This is a genomic window from Amycolatopsis sp. WAC 01376 (genome assembly GCF_003947415.1).
Classification (GTDB): Bacteria; Actinomycetota; Actinomycetes; order Mycobacteriales; family Pseudonocardiaceae; genus Amycolatopsis.
On sequence record NZ_QHKL01000003.1, the window covers coordinates 246,053 to 259,041 of the forward strand.

The following is a 12,989-nucleotide window of genomic DNA, read 5'->3' on the forward strand; positions in this document are numbered from 1 at the left end:
CCGGCAACGTGCCGGGGGCGTCTTTTGTGTTGATCAGTCGAGGTCGTCCAGCGCGTCCTCGATCGCTTCCACGAGTGCCTCGATCTGCGGGAGGTTCTCCTTCGAGAACCAGAAGGCGTTGGTCGGAGCCTTCGAGGACATTGCGGGCATGATGCTGGGCAGATCGGGCGGTTCCCCGGACAGACGGAACGTGAGCATGCCGCCGGGGTCCAGCCTGGACGGGCGCCTGACCTCGATGGCCTGAATCTTGCGTAGACGGAAGCGGTGCACCAGCTCGGCCCGGGAGACCCAGCTTCCGGTGACGATCGTGATCGTCACCGCCTTGCCGTCGAACTTGATGCTCCGGTACTTCCCCAAGATCTCGTGGATCGCTGTGTCCGGCATGTCGTTGCTCCCTCGTCCTCAAACCTGGTCACTAGCTCGGTCCGACCTGGCCAGCTGTTACAGATTCAGCCGTTCACCTGAGGCTTCGCGTCACTTTCTGTGATCTCTGAACGCTCACCGAGCGCTCAACGCTCGCCCTCGCCTGCGCATATGAGGCCGAGCGTGAGCGTTGAGCGCTCTGCGAGCTGATCACTCAGCGTGGACCCACTTTCCCCGGCCCTCGCGCCGCGCCCGGCCCTCGGCCTCCAGTTCGGTGAGCAGCCGCCGAAGCGTCGAGTCGGCGAAACCGGTGGCTTCACGCAGCTGTGCTGGGCTCACGGGGGCCGCGCTCAGCAGACCGGCGACCTGGTCGCGCTTGCTGGCCACGCGCTGCACCGGCACCGTCGGCATGGCCAGCGGCACCACGCCCTCTTGCTGGATCCGCTCCGCCTCGGCGTGCACCGGCTCGCCGTCGGCGCCGAGCAGCCTCGCCGTCGACCCGCCATCCAGCAGCCGGGCGCCGGACAGCCCGGCGAGGAACCGCGCTCGCTCCGCCGGGGTCACGAAGAACCCCTTCGACTGACGCGGGACATCGTGCTCCTGGTCGTACAGAAGGAAAACGCCCGTCGGTAGCCCCACGGACGTGTATCCGCGGCCGCGCAGCTCACCCCACGACGTCTTCGACTGCTGCGAGTCCAACCGGAACCCGGCCATCCCGAGCTGAGCACGCAGCTCCGTCGATCCCATATCGGTCTTCGTCGAGTTCTGCGCCGCCAGCACGAGCGTCGTCTTCGTCTTCCGCGCCCGCTTCGCGATCCGGCCCACCAGCTTCACCACCTGTTCGCCGCCCTCGGCGACCAGATCAGGGAACTCCTCCAGGATCGCCACCAGCCACGGCACCTCCGGCGACACCTCCAGGACGTCCGGCCCGCCGCCACCGGCCGCGCGCTTGCCGTCGGCCAGAAGCCCCTCGCGGTACTGCACGACCTGCTCCAGCCCCACCAGCAGCCGGACGGCGTCCTCGGTCGTCGTCGCCAACGGGGCCGCCAGCGCGGACTCCCAGGCGCCGAGCGTGGCCCCGGCCGCCATGTCCGCTCCGATGACAGCGGCGTCCACACTGGACAGCAGCCACACCAGCAGCGACTCCAGGAACGCCGACTTTCCCGAGCCGTTCTGTCCGACCACGGCCAGGTGCCGCAGCTGGAACAGCTGGTCCCGGCCGTCGTCGAGCACGCCCATCGGCAGCAGCGACGACTCGGCCAGCGAGTGCGGGCGAGGGTTCGCGATCAGCGGGTGCTCGATCCGCGCTTGCCACGGGTCGCGCGGCAGGATGCGCACCGCCACCTGCCGCTCGGTGCGGCCGGGGGAGATGGTGACCGCGCCCTTTCGCAGGTTGAAGACCGAGCCGACCGCCGGTGCCCGGTAGGCGACGTCCTCGATCGTCTTGCCCGAGGCCAGCTTCACCGAGAGCACTGTGCCGCCCTTCGTCCCGGCGATGGTCTCCACGCCGGTCGGCAGCACCTTCGAATCTTTGAACGCCAGGACGTCCTCGGTGACGACCGGCCAGCGGCGGGCGAACCGGTTACCTCGGCCGGTGCGCCGGATGCGGCGGTGCCACCACCAGGGCGCGGCCAGGAACAGGAACAGCAGCCCACCCAGCTGCCAGATGCCCGGCGTGGAGAGTCCGCGCGCGCCCAGAATCGCCACCCAGCCGCCACCGACCGCGAGCAGCACCGCCAGGTATGCCCGCTCGACCTCCCGGTCCAGCACACCCTTGCGTCCCTCGTCGAAACCGTCCGGCACGAAGAACGCCAGGACACGCTGGAGAGGCTGGGACAACCGGGCGCCCCACACCTGGACGGCGACGCCGGCCACCGGGCCGCCGATGGCGGGCACCAGCCACCAGGCGCCGGGCACCAGGAACAGCACCAGTCCGGCGATGGTGAGCCCGGCGGCGACCCAGACCGGTGCCAGGGCGGCCCGGTGACGCCAGGCTCGCCGCACCAGCCACCCGGCTAACCACCTGGCGGCTTTCCCGATCAGCGACCGCCGCCGGGTGCGGTACCGGCGGCTCACCGGGCGTCCTGGCGAACGACCGCCAGCCGGGCAGGCGGCGCCTGGCGCAGCTCGTCGAGCACCTGGCGGACCTCGTACTCGCTGGCGTCGAGCTGGCGGGCGATGGCGACGCGACCAGGCGGGCGCTGACCCGCGGCTTCGGCCTCCGCCAGCATCTCGGCCACCCGAGTGTGCAGCGGGGGCACGTCCTGGTGAGCGTTCTCGCTGGTCACCAGGTTTTCACCAGGCTCCTGGTGAGCGTCACCAGCCTCCTGGTGCGGCTCCTGGCAGGCTGGTGACTCCTCGCCAGATGCCTCGGCCGGGCTGGCGTCGACCTGGCGGACGAGCGACATCACCAGCTCGAAGGCGAGCGCGAACGCCAGCGGCGGCCACGCGGCCACCAGGCGACTCGCCAGATCCGGACCGGCCGCCGCCACGTTCGCCACCAACGACACCAGGATGCCGACCACGACCGCCAGCCACGCCAGCCACGGCGCCCGCCCGCCATCGCGGCGGGCGCGCAGGATCGCCAGGCTGGCGACCACCAGGAGACCGTCGACCGACAGCGGGCTCAGCCAGGACAGCCAGTCCTCGCCGTGCTTCGCCGCCAGCGTCCGCATGTGCGTGTACGAGGCGACGGCGGCGACAACCGCCACCAGGCCGCCGAAGGCGATGCCGCTCGTGCGGTAACCGTTCACGCGGACCTCACCCGGCAGGCGAGGGTGTGCGTGTTCTCCAGCGGCACCGGCTCGGACTGGGCGATGACCCGCCCGTCGAAGGTGACCGTGCAGCTGGCCGAGTCGTCGCCGATCGGCGCGGCCACGTACACGACGAGGTCGAGCTGAGCGGACGACTTCGCCGTCTCGAACCGCGCCTTGTCACGCCCGGCGGCCGGGAGATCGATCGGGCCGGTGTCGCCGAAGACCTCGCCGAGCACCCGGAACTGAGTGCCGGGCGCGCCGGTGATCGAGATGACGACCTCGTGCTGGGGCGCGGGCGACGGCGCGGTGGTGCTCGAAGCGACTGTCGGCTGCGGGACGGGGCGGCTGGAGACGGAGAGCGCGCCGGACGCCCACAGCGCCAGCAACGCCAGGACGACGATGAGGACGACGAGACCGAGGAGAGCAGCGACGACGGCCGCCGCCCGCTTCATCGGGCATCCCCCGCCCGGTTGGCGAGCGCGACCACGACGCGGCCGACGAGCCAGCCGACGCCCATACCCGCGACGATGCCGCCCAGCGCGGCGAGCGCGGGCAGTACTCCGAGGAAGACCGGCACGATCACCGCGACGGCGCTGACCAGCACCGCGATCGGCGTGACGTGCCACATGAACCCTGACATTCAAGCTCCCGGGGTCGGGGTCCGTCAGGTCTCATGTGCCTGACGAACATTGTCAGGTGGGAACGTGGCGATCGTCTGCGGCTCGATCCTTCTCCTGCTGAGGGTGCTCCGGGTCGGGCCGCGGACGTCCGCCGCCGCGGCCGCCGCGGGGCTCGCCGGGTTCGTGGTCCTCGCCGGGCCCGCGCCCAGCGTGCTCCGCGCCGGGGTGATGGGGGCGGTCGGGCTGCTGGCGCTGGCCTTGGGGCGCCGGGGTTCGGCGCTTCCCGCGCTGGCGTTCGCGGTCGCCGGGCTCGTCGTGGCCGATCCGGCCATGGCCGCGGACTTCGGGTTCGCGCTTTCGGTGCTGGCAACGGCCGGGCTCGTCCTGCTGGCACCGCGGTGGGCCGAGTGGCTGGTCGGACGCGGAGTTCCGGCGGGCTACGCCGAGGGGCTGACCATCCCGCTTGCCGCGTTCGTGGTGACGACGCCGGTCATCGCGGGCATGGCGGGATCGGTCAGTCTCGTCTCGGTGGTGACCAACGTGCTCGCCGCGCCGGTGGTCGCCCCGGCCACCGTGTTCGGCGTGCTCGCCACCGTCGTCGGACCGTGGTGGCCGTCGGCGGGCAGGCTGCTGGTTCGCCTGACCGAACCCGAGGCGAGCTGGCTCATCACCGTGGCCCGCCACGGCGCCCGGGCGCCGGGTGCGGTCGTGGACTGGCCGGATGGCTGGTGGGGTGGGCTGTTGGCGGCCGGCCTGCTCGTCGTGGTGCTCGTCGTCGTCCGGCTGCGTCACGCCAGGATCTTGCTGGCGGTCGCGCTGGCCGCCGGTCTGCTCGTCTTCGTACCGGTGCGAGTGCTGGCACCGGCGTGGCCACCGGCGTCGTGGAGTGCCGTCGCCTGCGACGTCGGACAGGGAGATGCCGTAGCCCTCGCCACGGGCGAGCCGGGCAGAGCGGTCCTGGTCGACACCGGGCCGGAACCGGGACCGGTCGACGAATGCCTGAGCAGGCTGGGCGTGGATCGTGTTCCGTTGATCGTGCTGAGTCATCTGCACGCCGACCACATCGGCGGCCTCGAATCCGTCTTCGAGGGCCGGTCGGTCGGTGCGGTCGCCGTCGGCCCGGGCCGGGCTCCCGCCTGGGCGTGGCAGCAGGTCGCGGACGAGACCGCACGCCGCGGGATTCCCTTGCTGGAGCTGGGGATCGGGCAGCGGCTGGACTGGCCGGGGCTGTCGCTGGACGTACTGGGGCCGCGGTATGTCACCCGGCGATCGGTCCTCGAACAGGACGGCACGGTGATCAACAACGGTTCGGTCGTCCTGCGCGCCGGGACCCCGGCGGGCAGGCTACTGCTGACGGGCGACGTCGAGCTCGCCGCGCAGACCGACCTGATGGCCGAGGGTGCCGATCTGCAAGCCGAGATCCTGAAGGTCCCGCATCACGGAAGCCGTTACACGGCACCGGATTTCCTCAACGCCGTCGCACCGAGGGTGGCGTTGGTGAGTGTCGGAGCCGGAAACACCTACGGTCATCCGAACAAGTCCACTTTGGATAATCTGGCCGCGGTCGGCGCGTCGATCGCCAGAACGGACACGGACGGCGACACCGCGGTCGTCGCCGACGCGCGAGGACTTGCCTTGCTGCGCCGGGGTGAGCCCCGCGGCCCGCCTCGTTCTTGAGGCGGGCCGGGCGGGAACTCAGATGCCGAGTGCTTCGCGGACCGCGTCGGCCGAGGCGCTGACGGTGGCCTTCGGGCCGATCTTGCCCTCAACGGCGTCGAGGGTCTTGAGACCGTCACCGGTGATCAGCAGGACGATCTCCTCGTCCGGGTCGAGCTTGCCGGTCTCGATGAGCTTCTTGGCCGTCGCGACGGTGACCCCGCCGGCGGTCTCGGTGAAGACACCCTCGGTGCGGGCGAGCAGCCGGATGCCCTCGACGACCTCTTCGTCGGTGACGTCTTCGATCGCGCCGCCGGTGCGGTTGACCACGTCGAGGACGTAGGGGCCGTCGGCCGGGTTACCGATCGCGAGCGACCGGGCGATCGTGTCCGGCTTGACCGGCTGGACGACGTCGTGGCCCGCGCGGAAGGCCGCCGAGACAGGGGAGCAGCCGGTGGCCTGCGCGCCGAACACCTTGTACGGCGTCTCGTCGACGAGGCCGAGCTGCCCGAACTCGCGGAAACCCTTGTCCACCTTGGTGAGCTGGGAACCGGAGGCGATCGGCACCACGATCTGGGAGGGGAGCCGCCAGCCGAGCTGTTCGGCGACCTCGAAGGCCAGCGTCTTGGAGCCTTCGGAGTAGTAGGGCCGGACGTTCACGTTGACGAACGCCCAGCTCTCCTGCTCGGCGGCGAGCTGGGTGGCGAGCCGGTTCACGTCGTCGTAGTTGCCGTCGACCGCGATCAGGTCGCCGTCGTACACGGCGGTGGTGAGGATCTTCGCGCGCTCGAGGGTCTTCGGGATCAGCACGACCGACCGCCAGCCGGCGCGGGCCGCCGCGGCGGCGACGGCGTTGGCCAGGTTGCCGGTCGACGGACAGGCGAGCACGTCGAAGCCGAATTCGCGGGCGGCGGCCAGCGCGACGGCGACCACGCGGTCCTTGAACGAGTGCGTCGGGTTGCCGGTGTCGTCCTTGACCCAGACCTTCTTGACACCCAAGGCTTTCGCGAGCCTGTCGGCCTGGATGAGCCGGGTGGCGCCGGGTTCGGTGTTGGGGATTTCTTCGACGTTCGACGGAACGGGAAGGAGTTTCTTGTAGCGCCAGATGTTCTTCGGTCCGGCTTCGATGTCCTCGCGGCGCACGCGGCCGAAGTCGTAGGCGACTTCGAGCGGCGAGAAGTCCTCGGCGGAAACGAATTCGGGGGCGAGCGGCTGCCGGTGTCCCTCTTCCTTCGACACCAGTTCGACGGCCGGTCCGAGATCCGGGGTCTTGGTGGTGGAGGTCGTGCCGAGGGTTGCGGTCATCGCGAGGTCCTTTCCTCATCTGCCCCGCCGTGGCGGGCCGGAATTGGCACCGTGTTCGTCAGCTATCCCGCGATCGCGGAATGACAGGCTGACGCCGGTTGCCGGGGCTTCGTCGGGCCGTTCCCTCTGCCCCTCTGGATGAGCGGTATTCGATTGTCGGCACGCGTGTCATCGCGTCGCCTCGCCAACACCGTACGACATGAGCCTCAGGTGGGGCCACCGTGCCCGGAACACATCACCGGACAAAGCACACGAGAGGACGAGTGGCAGGATCGTCACCGTGACGACGCAAGCTTCCGCCCCATCGCCGCTGGTCCTGGTTCTCGGTGAGGAAGAGCTGCTGATCGAACGCGCGATCCGCGGCGCTTCGGACGCGGCCAAAGCCGCCGATCCGACGGCGGATCTCTCCCGGATCCGGGTGTCGGACCTCACAGTCCCGGCGCTCGCGGAGATGGTCAGCCCTTCGCTGTTCGCCGAAGGAAGGGTGATCGTCCTCGAATCGGCGCAGGACATTTCGCAGGAGCTCGCCGACGGGGTGATGGCCTACGTCAAGGCGCCCGCCGACGGCATCGTGCTCGTCGTCGTGCACAGCGGAGGCGGTCGGAGCAAGGCCGCGAAGGCGCTCCCCGCCGCCTTGAAGAAGGCTGGGGCGGAGGTCGTCGAATGCCCGAAGCTGACCAAGGCCGCTGAGCGGGAGTCCTTTGTCCGCAACGAGGTTCGCAGGGTCGGCGGGAAGATCGACGGTGCGGCCGTGCTCGCGCTGATCGACACGGTCGGCTCGGATCTGCGTGAGTTGTCGTCGGCCGCGACCCAGCTCGTCGCGGACGCGGGCGGAACGGTCGACGAGCAGGCTGTCCGCCGCTACCACCGGGGCCGCGCGGACGTGAACGGATTCGCCGTCGCCGAAAAGGCCGTCGCCGGCGACAAGGCCGCGGCGCTCGAATCGCTGCGCTGGGCGATGCAACTGGGCGTGCCGCACGTGCTGGTCGCCGATGCTCTCGCCGACGCGGTCCGCACGATCGCGCGGGTGTCCGGCGCCGGTCGCGGGAATCCGAACCAGATGGCGGGCGAGCTGGGGATGCCGCCGTGGAAGGTGCGCAAGGCGCAGGGGCAGGCCCGTGGCTGGGGTCAGGACGGTCTCGCCACCGCGATGCGGGTGGTCGCCCGGCTCAACGCCGAGGTCAAGGGGGTCGCGGCCAACCCGGAGTACGCGTTGGAACGCGCCGTGCTCGAGGTCGTCGACGCCCACGGCACCAGCCGCTGAACATGGCGAAGGGCCCCAGCGACGCGAGTCGCAGGGGCCCTTCGAAAGCCGATCAGAGAGAGTTCGCGCGCTTCGCGAGCGCGGACTTCTTGTTGGCGGCCTGGTTGGCGTGGAGAACGCCCTTGGTCACAGCCTTGTCCAGCTTCTTGGCCGCGTCCTTCTGCAGCTCCAGGGCCTTGGCCTTGTCGCCGGCGTCGGCGGCCTCGCGGAACTTGCGGATCGCGGTCTTCACCGAGGACCGGATCGCCTGGTTGCGCTGACGCGCCTTCTCGTTGGTGGTGATGCGCTTGATCTGCGACTTGATGTTGGCCACGGGGGCGCTCCTCTTGAATCTCTCGGTGGTTTTCGCCGCCGCGCTGTGACCGGCCCTGCATGCTCGTGAGAGCGGCGCGGGTTTCCTCCATGACGGAATGCCACACGACGGTGAGAGGCAAGCTTAACAGCCGCCCCGGGGCCGCTCACGGCCACCTGGGGAGGGGTGATTGCGGTACGGTGAAGATCGTAGTGCCTAGGGTTCCGCCGCCTGCCCGTTCAGCGAAACACACAATCAGGGCAGACGGGACAGGTCCGAGCGGCACCATCGGCGGGGCCGGAAGCGTCGCCGTTCATCTGACGGGACAAAAGCCTGGAGGACCGGTGTTTTCCGCATGCGCGGAAAACGGGAAGGTCCGCCGTGAACGCCACCGCTCTGTCCTTGGTCGTCATCGCCGCAGTCATCCACGCGGGCTGGAATCTGGCAGCCAAGCGGATCCGCCGTGGCGGAGCCCGGTTCGTCTGGGCTTACTACAGTTTCTCCGCGATCCTTCTCGTGCCCGTCATGGCGGTCTCACTGGCGGTGGAGGCGCAACGTCCACAGTGGACCTGGCTGTTCGCCGCCGTGGTCACGGCGGTGTTCCACGTCACCTACGGGATCGTCCTCCAACGGGGTTACGCCGTCGGCGATCTGTCCGTCGTCTATCCCGTGGCCCGCGGTACCGGGCCGCTGCTCTCGGTGCTCGCGGCCGTCGTGCTGCTCGGCGAGCGGCCAGGAGTGCTCGGCCTGATCGGCGCGATCCTCGTGATCGCCGGGGTGCTGGTCATCGGCACCGGGCGCGCACCGGCGCACGCCGACGCCGCTGATCGCGTCGCCCGCCGCAAAGGCGTGGCCTACGGACTGCTGACCGGGGTCACGATCGCCGCCTACACACTGTGGGACGCGCATTCGGTCACCGGACTCGGTGTCCCGCCGATCATCTATTTCGGAACCGGTGCGATCGTGCAGAGCCTGCTCATGGCGCCATACGCGCTGAAGGACCGCGAGGAGGTCGCTTGGCTGTGGCGCGAGCACAAGCGCGAAATCCTCATCGTCGGCCTGCTCTCACCAGTCGCCTACCTGCTGGTCCTCTACGCCCTCCAGATGGCCCCGGTGAGCCTCGTCGCACCCGCGCGGGAGCTGAGCATCGTCCTGGGCGGCGTCGCCGCCTGGCTGGTCCTGGGGGAGGCGAACGCCGTCCGCAGGCTGGCCGGGTCGGTGGTGGTGCTGGCCGGGATCACCGCGATTGCGATGGCCTGAACCCATCCGGTAGGGATGGGGTCATGGACGTGCTGAGCAGCAGGGTGCTGATCCACCCGAAGGACCTCGAGGTGTCGACGGCGTTCTATCGGGACACCCTGGGCTTGGCGATCGACAAGGAGTTCCCCGGCGGGACGGTGTTCTTCGCCGGGAACGGGTCGATCGAGATCGTCGGTACCGGGAAGACCGGCCCGACCCCTGATGTCGCCTTGTGGCTCCAGGTCCGGGATCTTCCCGCGGCGCTCGCAGAGCTCGTGGCGAAGGGCTTGGAACCGGTCCGCGGGGCGCGTCGTGAACCCTGGGGACTGGACGAAGCGTGGATCGCCGACCCGGACGGCACCAGGATCGTGCTGGTCGAGGTGCCGCGTGAGCATCCGTTGCGCACCGACCCGCGTTAGGGCCGCGGCTTGATCGCGCGCAGCTGAGCGGCGAGCGAGGCGCCGAAGCCCGGCGGGTCCCAGGTCCAGGTCTGCAGGTCGGTGAAGCCGGCGGTGGCCGCTTCGTCGGCCAGCTCGTGCCGGGACACCGGCAGCCACTTCTCGTGCGAAGACAGCAGCAGCCTGCCGCCGGGCCGCAGCACGCGGAACAGCTCGGCGAAACCGGCCGCCCGGTCTTCCCACAGCTGCACGTTGTTGACGCTCAGGATCACGTCGACGCTCTCGTCGGGCTCACCGGTGGAGTCCGCGGAGCCGCGCCGTAGCTCGACCTTGTCGCCGCAGCGGCGGCGGGAGCGGGCGAGCATCTCCGGGGAGGGGTCGACGCCGACCGCACGGTCCGCGCGTTCGGCCGCGGCCTGGAGGCCGACCCCCGGGCCGGGGCCCACGACCAGCGCGGTTTCGCCGGACTCGATCGACGCCAGTTCGACGATGCGAAGTTCGGTGGCGGCGTTGCCGTGCGCCATCGCCAGGCCGCCGAACCGGCCGAGCAGTCCCCTGGGATGGCCGAACGTGCGATCGAGCATTTGGGACAGTGAAGTACTCATACTTCGAGGGCACCACAGCTCACCACGGGCCGCATCGGGGATGACCCCCACTCGCACCCGGAGCGGCATGGGACCATAGAGGTGGCACACCCCGACCTTCGCGAGGAAACCCGTTGACGACGTTCGCCGACACGACCTTCACGCCCCCGGAGCTCATCCGGAACTTCTGCATCATCGCGCACATCGACCACGGCAAGTCGACCCTGGCCGACCGGATGCTGCAGCTCACCGGCGTGGTCGAGGAACGGGCCATGCGGGCTCAGTACCTCGATCGAATGGACATCGAGCGGGAACGCGGGATCACCATCAAGGCGCAGAACGTGCGCCTGCCCTGGAAGGTCGAAGGGCAGGACCACGTCCTGCACATGATCGACACGCCGGGCCACGTCGACTTCACCTACGAGGTCTCCCGCGCGCTCGAGGCGTGTGAAGGCGCCGTCCTGCTGGTCGACGCCGCACAGGGGATCGAGGCGCAGACGCTCGCCAACCTGTACCTCGCGCTCGAGAACAACCTCCAGATCATCCCGGTGCTCAACAAGATCGACCTGCCGTCGGCGGATCCGGACAAGTACGCCGCCGAGCTCGCGCACATCATCGGCTGCGAGCCCTCGGACGTGCTGCGTGTGTCGGCCAAGACCGGTGTCGGCGTCGGCGACCTGCTCGACGCGGTGGTGAAGCAGGTGCCCGCGCCGGAGGGTGACGCCGACGCTCCGGCACGGGCGATGATCTTCGACTCGGTGTACGACACCTATCGGGGCGTCGTGACCTACATCAGGGTCGTCGACGGCAAGATCACGCCGCGCGAGCGGATCAAGATGATGTCGACCGGCGCCACCCACGAACTCCTCGAGGTCGGGATCATCTCGCCGGAGCCCAAACCCAGCAAGGGGCTGGGCGTCGGCGAGGTGGGCTATCTCATCACCGGGGTGAAGGACGTCCGGCAGTCGAAGGTCGGTGACACCGTCACCTCCGAGCGCCAGGGCGCGAAGGAGCCGCTCGCCGGTTACCGCGAGCCGAAGCCGATGGTCTACTCCGGCCTGTATCCGGTGGACGGTTCGGACTACCCGGACCTGCGCGAGGCCTTGGACAAGCTGCAGCTCAACGACGCCGCGCTGGACTACGAGCCCGAGACCTCGGTGGCGCTCGGCTTCGGCTTCCGCTGCGGCTTCCTCGGCCTGCTGCACCTGGAGATCACCCGCGATCGGCTGGAGCGCGAGTTCGGCCTCGACCTGATCTCCACCGCACCGAACGTGGTCTACGACGTGGTGCTGGACGACGGCAAGGAGATCCACGTCACCAACCCGTCGGACTGGCCGACCGGGAACAAGATCGACAAGGTGCTCGAGCCGGTCAGCAAGGTGAGCATCCTGGCGCCGTCGGAGTTCATCGGCACGATCATGGAGCTGTGCCAGAACAAGCGCGGCGTGCTGCTCGGCATGGACTACCTGTCCGAGGACCGGGTCGAACTGCGGTACAACCTGCCGCTGGGCGAGATCATCTTCGACTTCTTCGACACGCTGAAGTCGCGGACGCGCGGATACGCGTCGCTGGATTACGAAGAGGCCGGCGCGCAGGCGGCGGATCTGGTCAAGGTGGACATCCTGCTTCAGGGCGAGGGCGTCGACGCGTTCTCCGCGATCGTGCACAAGGACGACGCCTACAACTACGGCAACCGCATGGTGAACCGGCTTCGCGAGCTGATCCCGCGGCAGAACTTCGAGGTGCCGATCCAGGCCGCCATCGGCGCCCGCATCATCGCCCGCGAGACCATTCGCGCGATCCGCAAGGACGTGCTCGCGAAGTGCTACGGCGGTGACATCTCGCGTAAGCGCAAGCTGCTGGAAAAGCAGAAGGAAGGCAAGAAGCGGATGAAGACCGTCGGCCGGGTCGAGGTCCCGCAGGAAGCCTTCGTCGCCGCGTTGTCCACAGAGGACTCAGGCAAGAAGAAGCAGTAACGGCAGACGAAAAGGCCGCCCGATCACGATCCGGGCGGCCTTTTTTCGTGTCAGCGGTTTCCGCTGATGCGGTTCGCCGCGACGAAGACGGCGACGCGGCGTTCGGCGGCCATCACGCGGTCGTACTCGTCCCAGTCGTCGTGGGTCCCGGTCGCCGCGACGAACACCTCGCGCAGCAGCCCGGGGAGCCCGCTCGGGTCGAAGTCCGGGTCCGGGTCGTCCGGGCCGATGAGGTGGACGGAGCCCTGGACCGCCGCCCATTCCCAGCCGCGGCGGAAGGTGATCGTGGCGTGGCCGGCCCGGCGGAAGAGGTCGAGTTTCTTCGCCCCGCCCACCGCGACGAAACCGACCCCCGGCGCTTTCGTGACCGGGTCTTCGATCACCCCGGCGTTCACCACCGACGAGTGCACGGTGCCGTCCGCGCGGACCGTCGAGACGGTCGCGAGTCCGTTTTCGCGCAAGGAAAGAGTGCGTACGAGTTCGAGATCAGCGGCCATGGATCCACCGTAGCCCGCCCGGCCGGTGCAAGGGGCCGA

13 protein-coding genes, 1 pseudogene and 1 riboswitch are annotated in these 12,989 nt (G+C 69.6%); of the genes and pseudogenes, 5 read left to right on the forward strand and 9 right to left on the reverse strand.

Translation table 11 applies throughout. From position 1 onward, the window contains the following. Window positions 1-33: 33 nt before the first annotated feature. The 5 genes from DMH03_RS17855 to DMH03_RS42085 form a co-directional block, all read right to left on the reverse strand. Window positions 34-384 carry a hypothetical protein gene (locus tag DMH03_RS17855; protein ID WP_125793163.1) on the reverse strand — a complete coding sequence of 117 codons (351 nt, stop codon included), beginning with the start codon at window positions 382-384 and terminating at the stop codon, window positions 34-36. A gap of 189 nt (window positions 385-573) precedes the next feature. Continuing rightward, on the reverse strand, window positions 574-2,439 hold the full coding sequence (locus tag DMH03_RS17860; RefSeq protein WP_125793164.1) for an FtsK/SpoIIIE domain-containing protein: 1,866 nt from the start codon (window positions 2,437-2,439) through the stop codon (window positions 574-576). Next, window positions 2,436-3,116: a DUF2637 domain-containing protein gene (locus DMH03_RS17865; RefSeq protein WP_158633096.1), complete on the reverse strand. Its 681-nt coding sequence runs from the start codon at window positions 3,114-3,116 to the stop codon at window positions 2,436-2,438. The genes DMH03_RS17860 and DMH03_RS17865 overlap by 4 nt, the downstream gene beginning before the upstream one ends. Then, window positions 3,113-3,571 carry a hypothetical protein gene (locus DMH03_RS17870; RefSeq protein ID WP_125793166.1) on the reverse strand — a complete coding sequence of 153 codons (459 nt, stop codon included), beginning with the start codon at window positions 3,569-3,571 and terminating at the stop codon, window positions 3,113-3,115. Before DMH03_RS17870 ends, DMH03_RS17865 begins: the two co-directional genes overlap by 4 nt. Further along, on the reverse strand, window positions 3,568-3,759 hold the full coding sequence (locus DMH03_RS42085) for a hypothetical protein (protein ID WP_158633097.1): 192 nt from the start codon (window positions 3,757-3,759) through the stop codon (window positions 3,568-3,570). Before DMH03_RS42085 ends, DMH03_RS17870 begins: the two co-directional genes overlap by 4 nt. A gap of 49 nt (window positions 3,760-3,808) precedes the next feature. On the opposite strand from DMH03_RS42085, the pseudogene DMH03_RS17880 reads away from it, so the two are divergent. Then, a pseudogene (locus tag DMH03_RS17880) lies at window positions 3,809-5,416 on the forward strand (ComEC/Rec2 family competence protein); the annotation flags it as partial. Between the two features lie 18 nt (window positions 5,417-5,434). Here DMH03_RS17880 and thrC read toward each other — a convergent pair. Then, window positions 5,435-6,700: a threonine synthase gene (gene thrC / locus DMH03_RS17885; RefSeq protein ID WP_125793168.1), complete on the reverse strand. Its 1,266-nt coding sequence runs from the start codon at window positions 6,698-6,700 to the stop codon at window positions 5,435-5,437. A gap of 12 nt (window positions 6,701-6,712) precedes the next feature. Beyond that, a riboswitch (SAM riboswitch) is annotated at window positions 6,713-6,845 on the reverse strand. A gap of 135 nt (window positions 6,846-6,980) precedes the next feature. Here thrC and holA point away from each other — a divergent pair. After that, complete coding sequence (gene holA / locus DMH03_RS17890; RefSeq protein ID WP_125793169.1) at window positions 6,981-7,964, forward strand: DNA polymerase III subunit delta; 984 nt, start codon at window positions 6,981-6,983, stop codon at window positions 7,962-7,964. A 52-nt stretch (window positions 7,965-8,016) separates the two neighbouring features. On the opposite strand, the gene rpsT is transcribed toward holA, so the two are convergent. Then, window positions 8,017-8,277 carry a 30S ribosomal protein S20 gene (rpsT, locus tag DMH03_RS17895; protein ID WP_007034798.1) on the reverse strand — a complete coding sequence of 87 codons (261 nt, stop codon included), beginning with the start codon at window positions 8,275-8,277 and terminating at the stop codon, window positions 8,017-8,019. 360 nt (window positions 8,278-8,637) lie between these two features. On the opposite strand from rpsT, the gene DMH03_RS17900 reads away from it, so the two are divergent. Both DMH03_RS17900 and DMH03_RS17905 read left to right on the forward strand, forming a co-directional pair. Further along, window positions 8,638-9,516 carry an EamA family transporter gene (locus DMH03_RS17900; protein WP_125793170.1) on the forward strand — a complete coding sequence of 293 codons (879 nt, stop codon included), beginning with the start codon at window positions 8,638-8,640 and terminating at the stop codon, window positions 9,514-9,516. Between the two features lie 23 nt (window positions 9,517-9,539). Beyond that, the gene (locus tag DMH03_RS17905) at window positions 9,540-9,914 is read left to right on the forward strand and encodes a VOC family protein (protein WP_125793171.1); all 375 of its coding nucleotides are present in this window, start codon (window positions 9,540-9,542) and stop codon (window positions 9,912-9,914) included. Here the strand turns inward: DMH03_RS17905 and DMH03_RS17910 are convergent. Then, window positions 9,911-10,498: a class I SAM-dependent methyltransferase gene (locus tag DMH03_RS17910; protein WP_125793172.1), complete on the reverse strand. Its 588-nt coding sequence runs from the start codon at window positions 10,496-10,498 to the stop codon at window positions 9,911-9,913. The two genes, DMH03_RS17905 and DMH03_RS17910, sit on opposite strands and share 4 nt — an antisense overlap. A 113-nt stretch (window positions 10,499-10,611) precedes the next feature. Between DMH03_RS17910 and lepA the strand changes: the two genes are divergently transcribed. Beyond that, entirely contained in the window at window positions 10,612-12,453 is a 1,842-nt protein-coding gene (gene lepA / locus DMH03_RS17915; RefSeq protein ID WP_125793173.1) for a translation elongation factor 4, read from the forward strand. A 50-nt stretch (window positions 12,454-12,503) separates the two neighbouring features. Here lepA and DMH03_RS17920 read toward each other — a convergent pair whose 3' ends face one another. Then, window positions 12,504-12,950, reverse strand: coding sequence for a pyridoxamine 5'-phosphate oxidase (locus DMH03_RS17920; RefSeq protein WP_125793174.1), 447 nt, complete (start codon window positions 12,948-12,950; stop codon window positions 12,504-12,506). Window positions 12,951-12,989: the final 39 nt, after the last annotated feature.

Excerpts from the sequence above, each read along its gene's own strand:
- DMH03_RS17855 (WP_125793163.1), bottom strand. The coding sequence starts at position 384 with ATGCCGGACACAGCGATCCACGAGATCTTGGGGAAGTACCGGAGCATC.
- DMH03_RS17870 (WP_125793166.1), bottom strand. The coding sequence starts at position 3,571 with ATGAAGCGGGCGGCGGCCGTCGTCGCTGCTCTCCTCGGTCTCGTCGTC.
- DMH03_RS42085 (WP_158633097.1), bottom strand. The coding sequence starts at position 3,759 with ATGTCAGGGTTCATGTGGCACGTCACGCCGATCGCGGTGCTGGTCAGC.
- thrC (WP_125793168.1), bottom strand. The coding sequence starts at position 6,700 with ATGACCGCAACCCTCGGCACGACCTCCACCACCAAGACCCCGGATCTC.
- DMH03_RS17905 (WP_125793171.1), top strand. The coding sequence starts at position 9,540 with ATGGACGTGCTGAGCAGCAGGGTGCTGATCCACCCGAAGGACCTCGAG.
- DMH03_RS17910 (WP_125793172.1), bottom strand. The coding sequence starts at position 10,498 with ATGAGTACTTCACTGTCCCAAATGCTCGATCGCACGTTCGGCCATCCC.
- DMH03_RS17920 (WP_125793174.1), bottom strand. The coding sequence starts at position 12,950 with ATGGCCGCTGATCTCGAACTCGTACGCACTCTTTCCTTGCGCGAAAAC.